Raw genomic sequence first — 10,272 nt, 5'->3', positions numbered from 1 at the left:
TAGAGCGCAGTTCAGAGGGGTTAGAAACGTAGAGTTCTTCCTATATAGACTTACAACAATTTATGCATAATCTTAAAATCCCACAACTTTATGACTTGATCCCTAAAATGGCTTTAGCACATATGAAACCATTTAAAAGCAAAACCCACCCTTAAAAAAAAGAAGGATGGGAAAAAAAATTGCTATGAAAAAGAAAAATCACCACCAAAATTCATTGGTGGTGATTCAAATATAATATATTATTTTATAACTAACTCCAAAAATATAGATCCCTTTTCCATAAAATCAATATTTAGAACCAATCTGAGTTATCATTTTATGCGATAGCGTTAAGAAAACATATCTTTTACTTTCTCAAAAAACGATTTATCTGAGCTTTCTGGTTTCGGGGCAAAATGCTCATCATCCTTCATGGCATCAAAAAAGTCCTTTTGTTGTTTACTTAAGGTTTTTGGCGTCCAAACATTTACGTGAACCAGAAGATCACCTCTGCCGTACCCATTAATGCTTGGTATACCTTTTCCGCGTAAGCGTAAAATTTTTCCAGACTGCACTCCTGCTTCAACTTTAATGCGCACCTTACCAGTAACGGTATCAATCTCTTGCGACGTACCTAAAACGGCATCAGGAAAACTAACATATAAATCGTAATGCAGGTTATCCCCTTCGCGTTGTAGTTTCTCATGAGCCTCTTCTTCAATAGCCACTAATAAATCTCCTGAAATACCATTTCCTGGCGCTTCATTTCCCTTTCCAGATACTTTAAGTTGCATACCATCTACAACTCCTGCGGGGATTTTTATAGATACGGTTTCTTCTGAAACTTTTAAACCTTGATCATCTGCATCAGATGGTTTTTTATCTATAGTCTGTCCTGCTCCACCACAAGTATTACACGGAGCGGATGTTTGCATTCGCCCTAAAATAGTATTTGCAATACGGGTTACTTGCCCACTACCATTACAGGTTGTACAGGTTTTGTAAGTTGTGCCAGGTGCTTGAACTTTTCGACGGACCTTTATTTTTTTCTCAACACCGTTTGCAATCTCTTCAAGAGTTAATTTTACTCTAATTCTTAAGTTACTGCCTTTTGCGCGTCGTTGTCCGCCTCCGCCAAAACCACCGCCGAAACCAGAAAAACCGCCTCCGCCGCCGCCGAAGATATCTCCAAATTGACTAAAAATATCATCCATATTCATGCCGCCTCCGCCGCCGCCAAAACCGCCGCCGTTTTCAAAAGCTTGATGTCCATATTGATCGTAACGGGCTTTTTTGTTTGGATCACTTAACACTTCGTAAGCTTCGGCTGCTTCTTTAAATTTAGCTTCTGCTTCTTTATTGTCAGGGTTCTTATCTGGGTGAAATTCAATAGCTTTTTTGCGATATGCTTTTTTTATTTCAGCAGCGCTAGCCCCTTTATTTATCCCCAATATTTCGTAAAAATCTCTTTTTGCCATATTAAAATCATCACCTGTCCTATACTTAATCCTTTTAAATAAAAGCAAGGAAGGACTTTTTAAAATTTATATTTTTATTGTCCTGTAACTACTTTAGGGTAACGAATCACTTTCTCTCCAAGCTTATACCCTTTTACTACTACATCAATAATTTTTCCTTTTAAATCGTCGCTAGGCGCCGGAATTTGTGTAATAGCTTCATGTTCATCTGCATTAAACGTATCGCCTTGTTCCACAGGAATAACCTTAAGTCCTTTCTGCTGTAATGTGGAAACCAGTTTTTGATAAATCAGCACCACACCTTTACGTAATTCTTCTGCTTCTTTATCGTTTTCGATATGGTTCAATGCCCGTTCAAAATCATCAAGAATAGGAAGCATGGTTTTCATAACATCTTCGCTGGCCGTCGAAAACAATTCGATACGCTCTTTAGACGTACGTCTTTTATAATTTTCAAACTCAGCAAATAGTCGCAAGAATTTATCTTTTTCTTGTTTTAATTCTGCTTCTAAAACCTCTTCAGTAGTCTGCTCTTCTACAACTTGCTCGTTTACATCTTGCTCTTCTGTAGTTTCCGCTCCGTTATTTATATTTTCTACAGTATCTTCATCAACTGTATTTTTTTCTTCTTGTTTACTCATCAGTTCTATTAAGTTTTTCCAACAGTTTTTCAATTTGCAAAAGTACTGCCATTATTATTAAAATGTCAAAATGTCACAAAATAATTTTAATAAATATAGTGGCCTTTATATATCCATTTGACTAATTTTGATCATTAAACATAAAAACATAACTGAAATGAAAAAAAACACCTCAACTTTTTTTACTATTGCCAGTATGGCGCTATTCGCGTTTGTGGGATGTAAAGACAAGGCTAAAGAAGCAAAAACTACAGAAGCTGAAACGATTATAGAGCAAGCGTTAACTTCTGAAAAATACGTAGTAGATACAGAAGCTTCTACTATTGAGTGGCAAGGTTTTAAACCAGCAGGCTCCCATAATGGCACTATTGACATTGAAAACGGTATTTTAGAAACTTCCAATGGCTCTATTACTGGCGGATCTTTTTTAATAAACATGAATTCTCTTAAAGATTCTGAAAATGATGCCAAACTAGAAGGCCATTTAAAAAGTGGAGATTTTTTTGAAGTTGAAAAACACCCTAATGCTGCTTTTGAAATTACGAATATTGAAAAAATTGAAGGGCTAACCATGCTTTCGGGAAACCTGACACTTAAAGACATTAAAAACAATATTACATTTCCTGTAACGATTAGTAACACTAATGATAACCTAACGCTTTCAAGCGAAACGTTTAGTATTGATAGAACCAAATGGGGCATCAAATTTAAATCTAAAACATTTATTGAAAATCTGGAAGACAACTTCATCAACGATGAGATTGAATTAAAAGTGACCGTTAAAGCTACTAAATTGTAGAGTTCCCACTAAAAACAAGTTACAAAACCACTTCATAAAACGGAGTGGTTTTTTTATTTAAAAAAAACCACATTCCATTAAACCTTTGTTTTAAAAAAGAGTCTGATAGTTATTATTAACAACAAACATATTTAAACATGAAACGTATAAAAATAGGAGTTGCCATTTTAAGCTTACTAGCTTTCTCTCAAGTTGATGCTCAAGAAAAAAAAGCAAAAAAAGGACCAGAAGTGGCTTTTGAAAAATTAGATACAGATAAAGATGGAAAGCTTAGCTTAGAGGAATTTAAGGCAAGAACCATTAAATCGAAACCAGGGGCAGAAAACAGCAAGCCCGTAAATCACGAAAAAGCCTTTACGAGAAAAGATGCAAACGCTGATGGGTTTATAGATATGGAAGAGTTTAAGGCGAGGCCAGAGAAAAAAAAATAAGGCTTTAAATCAAATTATTAAAATAAAACCAGACCAAAATGTTCTGGTTTTATCATTTAAAACAGCCTTATGCCACCACATGAAACCGAATAGCTTACTTGGCAAAAAAACTAGGTTTAAAAAAAATGGACGCATTTTACAACAAAGCCAAAGAAATGCACGTTTCTACTTTATAAATTATAACATTTTAAAGTATCTTTACTGCTTAAAAAAACTCTCAGATGAATCGCTTTTTAAAACGTCTATTAATTACACTATCCTTTATAGCTCTAGGGCTTTTCCTATATTCCACTTTTGTGGAAAACATTTTTTCTACACGCTTGAGTCCTAAAGATGTGGTCGAATTTAAATTAAACGATTTAAAATTAAGAGTATTCTATAACAGACCGCTAAAAAAAGGCCGTGAAGTTTTTGGTGCCTTAGTACCCTATGATAAAGTTTGGAGAACCGGAGCCAATGAAGCCACAACTTTTGAAACCAATAAGTCCTTAAAAATAGGGAACGACTCTTTACCAGCAGGCATATACACCTTATGGACCGTCCCTAATGACACTGTTTGGCATGTTATATTCAATAAAAAACAATATCCTTGGGGTGTAGATACAGAAATGAAACCCATGTGGGACCCCAATTATGATGTCTTAGATTTAAAAGTTCCTGTTCAAAAAATACCCAATACCGTAGAGCAATTTACGATATCGTTCGACAATTCTACAGACAACCTAGCATTAACCATGGCCTGGGACAACACCAAAATAGTTGTGCCTTTAAAATAGTTTTTCGTTTCTAGTGCCTTGTTGCACCCAGTGATTACAGGGTTATATTACGCGTCGTCTAATAAAAATAAAACTATAAATTAGACAAACTTCGTGTAATAATGGCAAAAGACAAAAAATCGGATTTACAGGAACATGAAGGTGTGTCAGGAATAAAAACTGCCAACACGTCCTCCATTTTAAATATCAAAGAGAAGCGTAAGGCCGAAGTCTTTACAGAACACTTAATAGTTTCAATATTAAATAAAGACATTACGGCATTAGCTAGAGCCATCACTGTAATTGAAAGTACACACTCGAAACATTCCGAAAAGCAAACACCATAATAAAAGCCTGTTTACCCCATGCCAATAAGTCTATACGTATAGGCATAACAGGCATTCCCGGTGCGGGAAAAAGTACTTTCATTGAAGTGCTGGGCAAATACTTAACCAGCTTAGGAAAACGGGTTGCTGTTTTGGCTATAGAACGGCACACCAAAGTTATTTTATGCAGTGCCTTAAAAAAAGAAAGCATTGCTCCTATTTGAACACTTATTTTAGACTGTATTTCCATCACCTCTAAAAATAATTACTTTACAGAAAAACGCGACAATCAAAATGAGTTTTGGTTAAAACAAACTATAGAATCTCAATTGATTTCAGATTTTTTCAACACCCCTAAAGTTAAAAAAAAACTTTCAAACCAATGGAGCTTGATATAAGAAAATCATACCACGCCTTTTACTGCAGCAGAACTTCTTTTAAAGTTTAACAAATAAGCTATAAAATTTAACTTTTTTCAATATTTACAGCTTCTAAGCCCCACTTTTTCTATTAACAAAAAACCCATATAAACCAAAAAAGAATATCTTTGCGTTTACGATTAGTCATCTTAATAGCATGATTTTTACTCGTATTAAAACAGCTTAAGAATTGACAAACATCCACTTTATTATAAACCCTATTGCTGGTTCTGCCAAGAGCATTTTAAATGAAGGGCTGTTGCTTAAATATTTTGATAAAGAATCTTACCATATCGTTGTAAAGTATTCTGATTTTAAAAAACATGCTATTCAACTTACCTTAGAATCTATCGAGAACCAAGCCCATATTATTGTGGCCTGTGGGGGCGATGGCACTATTAACGAGGTTGCTTCGTGCTTAATACACACCCCGATTATTCTAGGCGTTATTCCTACAGGTTCGGGTAATGGCCTGGCTGCTACATTAAACATTCCGAAAAACATTATAAACGCCATTGCTATTATTAAACAACAGAAAACGAAACTTATAGATGCAGGAAAGCTCAATGATAAGATGTTTTTTAGCAATTCTGGTATTGGTTTTGATGCACAAGTGGTAAAGCACTATGAATCTTCGGGCCAACGGAAATTACCAAGTTACATAAAGGCCTGTTTACGGGCCTTAAAATCGTTTAAGGGAAAAGGTAACATTCGCGCCCATATTAATGGCGAAGAATTGCATCTCGATCCGTTTCTCATATTTGCCTCTAACTCCAATGAAATGGGCTATAACGTAAGCTTAACCCCTAGAGCTTCTATACAAGACGGTGTATTAGATGTTTTAATGGTTCCCAAAATGAACATGATAAAAACATTGTGTTTTGGGTTTCTTATTTTATTTAAAAAACACCACCTCTTCCCTGGTGTAAAAGCGTATACAACAACAAAAATGACACTTTCCCTTAGCTCTCAAAACGTTTTTGAAACACAAATTGATGGCGAATTTTTCGAAACCCACACGAATATCATTAACATCTCTATTTTAGAAAACGCTTTACACGTTATCGCTTCATAAGCCCCCACTAGAGCATTTACAAATAAGCACTAGATATAAGAGCAGCCACTACTATACGACAAAACAGCAGCTTTTGGTATTTTTAAAATACCCAAAGTAACGAAACCTAAACCGGTTTACAGATAAATGACCATGCTTTTTAAATGACATTGAAAAATCGATAATCCACCTCTCAAAAAAAAACACAAAACATTAAAAACACCTATTTTAAAAAAACGTATTAGTTTTTTTTCAAGATACGGTATTGCAGGTAAGTAGATAGTTTATAGAATAAACCCCCTGAAAAAGCACCAAAAGCCATTCCACAAAAAATATCCAATGGATAATGTACACCTACATAAATTCTACTATAAGCCACAATAAAACTCCAAAAAAGCAGTATAAAAATCAAGTATTTATAAAATGATTTTAACATGAGTCCAGCAAAAACGGCCACTGCCATAGAGTTGGAGGCATGACCTGAGAAAAAACCATATTTACCACAACGCACTGCTATAAAACGCATCTGATCGATTATACTCGCATTTCCGCAAGGCCTTTGCCGCTCGAAACCATGTTTAAACACATTACTAATTTGATCTGTAAACGTAATCATTAAGGCTACAACCACAGCTATTATTAAAAGGGATTTACCACCAAACTTTTTATAAAGCAAAAACAGCAACAAGGCGTACAAGGGTATGGAGGAAATTTTATCGGTTATAATAAGCCATAAACCATCCCAAGTCTCTGCTCCTAAGTTGTTGAGATATAAAAATAATTCGGTATCATAGTTTAGTAGTTGGTCTATCATATATATATAAATTGGGCGTTACCCTAAAGGGTCGGGCTTTGCGTTACAATCTTTTTGCTCGTACCTCTCAAAAAGGATTTCCACTACAATCCCTAACGCAATTACTCGTCGTATTTAGAAATTTCGCTATCATAAAATGCTGTAGCCTGCTCAATAGCTGTTTCGGTTTCCGTTTGTAATTCTTTTTCATCTTCATCATCAAAGTCCTCAAACCACTCTACTTCATCATCTTCAAGATTAATAATAAACCTAGGAAACTCTGTATGAATTACATAAATAGCATTTGGATGCTCTGTATTATCGCCGAGAATGAATTTTGGAAGTGTCATAAATATAGTTTTAAGTGGCCAAAGTTAAAATAATAAGTTTTAAGTGTTTGAGGTTATCGTAAAATAAGTTTTCAATAAGATTATTTCTCTCCTTCTGCAATCAGTTTTTTAGTTAAATGATTAAAACGAATATACAATAAAATAGCGGCTACCGATAGTCCAACAAGCAGCCCGATCCAAATACCAAAACTCCCATAAGCATCTTCTTTACCTAAAATCCAGCAAATAGGAAATCCAACAATCCAATAGGAGAAAAACACCAGAAACATGGGAATCTTAACATCTTGCAAGCCCCGTAGCGCGCCAAGCATAACAACCTGAATACTATCGCTTATTTGAAAAAATGCAGCTATAAGCAATAATTTAGAGGCAATACTCACCACTTCACTATTATCTATAAAGTTTGCCGCATCATTTAAATCTAAATATATTAAAGGCAATTGCTTATGAAGCAAAATAAAGAATAAAGCAAAAACGGTAGCCAAAATAATCCCGAACAAGAAAATGGAAAATGCAATACGCCTTAATTCGAAATAATTCTTTAATCCCTTCTGGTTGCCTACCCTAACCATGGCTGCAACGCTTAAGCCTGTTGCTACCATAAAAGTCATTGAAGACAGGTTTAATGCGATTTGATTTGCAGCTTGAGGATTTTTACCCAGTAACCCGCTTAACCAAATGGCACCTGTAAAAATGGCCACTTCAAAAAACATTTGTAGCGCACTAGGAGTTCCTAAATTGATAATGCGTTTTAACATTAATGTATCTAAAACAAAAAACTTTATATGGGTTACAAAATTTTTAGATTTCTCTTTATTACGCAACAAATACCACATGTACCAAACCATGGCGATTCTAGAAATTAAAGTACCATATGCCGCACCAACAATTCCCATTTCTGGAAACCCAAATTTTCCAAAAATCAGCACATAATTTAAGATAATATTAATAACATTGGACAGTATGGTAGCGTACATAGGGTATTTAGTCATTGAAAGTCCGTCGCTAAACTGTTTAAAAGCTTGAAAAATAACCAAAGGGATTAGAGAAAAAGCAACCAAATCTAAATAAGGCATGGCCAGTGCGACCACCTCTTTAGGCTGTTTCATAAAATGCATAAGTGGTTTTGCCAAATACAACAATAGAAACAACAAAACCCCTATAGCAGTACATAAAAACAAGCCATGTTTAAAAGACGATTTCCCTTTAGAAAAATCTTTTTCCGCATCGGCCTCGGCAACCAGTGGCGTTATAGCGGTTGAAAAGCCAATACCCAAAGACATGGCGATAAACACAAAACTATTCCCTAAAGATACAGCAGCCAGTTGTGCCGTACCCAATTGCCCCACCATAATATTATCCACTAAGCTTACAAAAGTATGGCCCAACATCCCCATCATAACAGGAGCGGCAAGTTTCCAATTATATCGAAATTCTTTAGTGTAATTTTTTAATTGCATTCGGCAAAAGTAGTTTATATATAAGTCATTTGAATAATCAAATTCGTAAAAAAAATGTTAACATAAGTCATAAATGAGTCTTAATATTTTTCTCTTTTTAAAAAGAAAAACCACAGCGCTAGACGTGGTAAAGAAAGGACTGTGTTTTATACTTTATTAAAAGAAATACGTTAAAACAAAAATTATTAAACAAAAACAATTCTGAATACAGAACAACTAAAAAAGTTAAACAGAAAGAGAAGCCGCCACACCTGAAGCTGTAAGGTTTTTGTGTTTTTGCTCTTTACTAGTTGAAAAATAATTTTAAAATTTGTAGGCAAAACATTTACTTGAATTGTTTTAACATAAATTGTCTTGTTAACTTATTAATTTAATAAACCCAATGTTACAGGGTATAGCATATTTTACAAACCTCCCTTTCCCCATATACCCTTTTACAAATCCACCTAAACAACTCATTAACATGTTTTTATGCCATATCCGTATATAACGGTAAAAAACGCTTATCGCTAATAATAGCTTATAATTTGTCTGGGGCTTGTTGATGAGAAAAAAATGCAGTTTAAATCTGACTGTTCCAACTCGAGACCTAACACACAAATGATAGCCTTAATTGACTAATACTTACTAAACATGCGGAACAAACTTACAGTCCTTAAGTCTTCTCTATATTAAAACTACCGAAACAAACATGTCTATTTTAAGAATTTTCAACAAAAAAAACACAAGTCCATTGGATACTATTTTAAAAAACAATAAGTTTGACACGAACATATAAACAATATAGACGCAACTGGTTGCGTCTATACAAGTGTTGGCATTAATTTCAAAAGACATTGCCAGCTACCAAAAAACAATTATAAAAATGAAAACAAAAATGAAAAAAATCTACTTATTAGCATTTTTGCTAACAACAATGACAACTTTTGCCCAAGAAGCCGAAAAATCAGGGAAAAAAGAAGTGAAAACCTGCGAAATAAAAGAAGGATTTAAAGAACCCGAACGAGACAAGAAAACTAAAAAGTGGGCGAAACAAATGAACAGATTTAATGAGGGAGCATTCCCTTCCCTTGAGGATGTGAAAAACCACGTTGCGATTGACAATGATTGCGATAATTCAGAAGTTACTTTAATGCGTTTATCTGAACAAGCAGGAAATGGAATCTATGTTTATTGTGTTAAAGGAACCCAACTTAAATACAAAAGAATGGGAACCGTGATTATGATTGAAGGTGAAAATCCGTTTAAAAATAATTAAAGTATAAACTATGAAAAAAATAATTGGACTAATTTTAATAATCACATTCTCGCTAACATCTTGTTCTTCCTCTGATGACGATTCGGGAAATAATGGTTCTTCAATAAATCCACCTAATTGGATTCAAGGAACTTGGCTTGGTGAAGTGGACGGAATAAATTCAGGGTTAGGTTTCAAATTCACATCGGACGACTTTTGTAGTGTTGTTGGTAGTCAAACTTCTTGCTTTAAAGAACCAGTTAACCAATCACAAGGCTTAATAACTGTCGATGAACAAATTGACAACGAGAATTATATCATTTCGATTAATAACAATAATACGATTACAAACACTTTTCACTTCAGAAAATACTCTGAAACTGAAATCGAAGTCGTACAGTCAACAGGCTTGAACCCAAGATATGTGAAACAATAAAAACTAATGCCAATAACTAAGAATTCGTTTTGCCGATAGGCCAAAAATGAATTCTGTGTTGACGAATCCGGTTGATTTGCCGTACTATGGGTAAAACGATGTATTTAGGGAAGG

13 protein-coding genes are annotated in these 10,272 nt (G+C 34.5%); 8 read left to right on the top strand and 5 right to left on the bottom strand.

Annotated features, from left to right (window positions below; genetic code table 11):
• Positions 1–329 precede the first annotated feature (329 nt).
• The gene (gene dnaJ, locus ACFFU9_RS10325; RefSeq protein ID WP_379861358.1) at positions 330–1,457 is read right to left on the bottom strand and encodes a molecular chaperone DnaJ; all 1,128 of its coding nucleotides are present in this window, start codon (positions 1,455–1,457) and stop codon (positions 330–332) included.
• Between the two features lie 74 nt (positions 1,458–1,531).
• Complete coding sequence (locus ACFFU9_RS10320; RefSeq protein WP_379861356.1) at positions 1,532–2,098, bottom strand: nucleotide exchange factor GrpE; 567 nt, start codon at positions 2,096–2,098, stop codon at positions 1,532–1,534.
• A 157-nt stretch (positions 2,099–2,255) separates the two neighbouring features.
• Here ACFFU9_RS10320 and ACFFU9_RS10315 point away from each other — a divergent pair, with 157 nt between their 5' ends.
• The 6 genes from ACFFU9_RS10315 to ACFFU9_RS10290 all read left to right on the top strand — a co-directional run bounded on the left by ACFFU9_RS10315 (position 2,256) and on the right by ACFFU9_RS10290 (position 5,903).
• Entirely contained in the window at positions 2,256–2,897 is a 642-nt protein-coding gene (locus ACFFU9_RS10315) for a YceI family protein (RefSeq protein WP_379861355.1), read from the top strand.
• 137 nt (positions 2,898–3,034) lie between these two features.
• Positions 3,035–3,328 carry an EF-hand domain-containing protein gene (locus ACFFU9_RS10310; RefSeq protein WP_379861354.1) on the top strand — a complete coding sequence of 98 codons (294 nt, stop codon included), beginning with the start codon at positions 3,035–3,037 and terminating at the stop codon, positions 3,326–3,328.
• Positions 3,329–3,549: 221 nt separating this feature from the next.
• Positions 3,550–4,104: a DUF2911 domain-containing protein gene (locus tag ACFFU9_RS10305; RefSeq protein WP_379861352.1), complete on the top strand. Its 555-nt coding sequence runs from the start codon at positions 3,550–3,552 to the stop codon at positions 4,102–4,104.
• A gap of 101 nt (positions 4,105–4,205) precedes the next feature.
• Positions 4,206–4,430 (top strand): hypothetical protein, encoded by a 225-nt coding sequence (locus ACFFU9_RS10300; RefSeq protein ID WP_379861351.1) that lies wholly within the window; start codon positions 4,206–4,208, stop codon positions 4,428–4,430.
• Positions 4,427–4,633, top strand: coding sequence for a hypothetical protein (locus ACFFU9_RS10295; RefSeq protein WP_379861357.1), 207 nt, complete (start codon positions 4,427–4,429; stop codon positions 4,631–4,633). Before ACFFU9_RS10300 ends, ACFFU9_RS10295 begins: the two co-directional genes overlap by 4 nt.
• Before the next feature lie 385 nt (positions 4,634–5,018).
• Positions 5,019–5,903, top strand: coding sequence for a diacylglycerol/lipid kinase family protein (locus ACFFU9_RS10290; protein WP_379861350.1), 885 nt, complete (start codon positions 5,019–5,021; stop codon positions 5,901–5,903).
• A gap of 220 nt (positions 5,904–6,123) precedes the next feature.
• Here the strand turns inward: ACFFU9_RS10290 and ACFFU9_RS10285 are convergent, their stop codons facing one another.
• The 3 genes from ACFFU9_RS10285 to ACFFU9_RS10275 all read right to left on the bottom strand — a co-directional run bounded on the left by ACFFU9_RS10285 (position 6,124) and on the right by ACFFU9_RS10275 (position 8,485).
• Positions 6,124–6,696, bottom strand: a complete 573-nt coding sequence (locus ACFFU9_RS10285; RefSeq protein ID WP_379861349.1) for a phosphatase PAP2 family protein — start codon at positions 6,694–6,696, stop codon at positions 6,124–6,126.
• A gap of 101 nt (positions 6,697–6,797) precedes the next feature.
• Positions 6,798–7,025 carry a DUF8828 family protein gene (locus ACFFU9_RS10280; RefSeq protein ID WP_379861348.1) on the bottom strand — a complete coding sequence of 76 codons (228 nt, stop codon included), beginning with the start codon at positions 7,023–7,025 and terminating at the stop codon, positions 6,798–6,800.
• Positions 7,026–7,105: 80 nt separating this feature from the next.
• Entirely contained in the window at positions 7,106–8,485 is a 1,380-nt protein-coding gene (locus ACFFU9_RS10275) for an MATE family efflux transporter (RefSeq protein WP_379861347.1), read from the bottom strand.
• A gap of 877 nt (positions 8,486–9,362) precedes the next feature.
• Between ACFFU9_RS10275 and ACFFU9_RS10270 the strand changes: the two genes are divergently transcribed.
• Both ACFFU9_RS10270 and ACFFU9_RS10265 read left to right on the top strand, forming a co-directional pair.
• Positions 9,363–9,743 (top strand): hypothetical protein, encoded by a 381-nt coding sequence (locus ACFFU9_RS10270; protein ID WP_379861346.1) that lies wholly within the window; start codon positions 9,363–9,365, stop codon positions 9,741–9,743.
• Positions 9,744–9,753: 10 nt separating this feature from the next.
• The gene (locus ACFFU9_RS10265; RefSeq protein WP_379861345.1) at positions 9,754–10,158 is read left to right on the top strand and encodes a hypothetical protein; all 405 of its coding nucleotides are present in this window, start codon (positions 9,754–9,756) and stop codon (positions 10,156–10,158) included.
• Positions 10,159–10,272: the final 114 nt, after the last annotated feature.

This window comes from Mariniflexile ostreae, assembly GCF_042427585.1.
Classification (GTDB): domain Bacteria; phylum Bacteroidota; class Bacteroidia; order Flavobacteriales; family Flavobacteriaceae; genus Pseudalgibacter; species Pseudalgibacter ostreae.
This window is presented reverse-complemented; position numbering and strand designations above follow the sequence as displayed.

Excerpts from the sequence above, each read along its gene's own strand:
- ACFFU9_RS10300 (WP_379861351.1), top strand. The coding sequence starts at position 4,206 with ATGGCAAAAGACAAAAAATCGGATTTACAGGAACATGAAGGTGTGTCA.
- ACFFU9_RS10310 (WP_379861354.1), top strand. The coding sequence starts at position 3,035 with ATGAAACGTATAAAAATAGGAGTTGCCATTTTAAGCTTACTAGCTTTC.
- ACFFU9_RS10285 (WP_379861349.1), bottom strand. The coding sequence starts at position 6,696 with ATGATAGACCAACTACTAAACTATGATACCGAATTATTTTTATATCTC.
- ACFFU9_RS10320 (WP_379861356.1), bottom strand. The coding sequence starts at position 2,098 with ATGAGTAAACAAGAAGAAAAAAATACAGTTGATGAAGATACTGTAGAA.
- ACFFU9_RS10275 (WP_379861347.1), bottom strand. The coding sequence starts at position 8,485 with ATGCAATTAAAAAATTACACTAAAGAATTTCGATATAATTGGAAACTT.
- ACFFU9_RS10265 (WP_379861345.1), top strand. The coding sequence starts at position 9,754 with ATGAAAAAAATAATTGGACTAATTTTAATAATCACATTCTCGCTAACA.
- ACFFU9_RS10280 (WP_379861348.1), bottom strand. The coding sequence starts at position 7,025 with ATGACACTTCCAAAATTCATTCTCGGCGATAATACAGAGCATCCAAAT.
- dnaJ (WP_379861358.1), bottom strand. The coding sequence starts at position 1,457 with ATGGCAAAAAGAGATTTTTACGAAATATTGGGGATAAATAAAGGGGCT.
- ACFFU9_RS10305 (WP_379861352.1), top strand. The coding sequence starts at position 3,550 with ATGAATCGCTTTTTAAAACGTCTATTAATTACACTATCCTTTATAGCT.
- ACFFU9_RS10315 (WP_379861355.1), top strand. The coding sequence starts at position 2,256 with ATGAAAAAAAACACCTCAACTTTTTTTACTATTGCCAGTATGGCGCTA.
- ACFFU9_RS10270 (WP_379861346.1), top strand. The coding sequence starts at position 9,363 with ATGAAAAAAATCTACTTATTAGCATTTTTGCTAACAACAATGACAACT.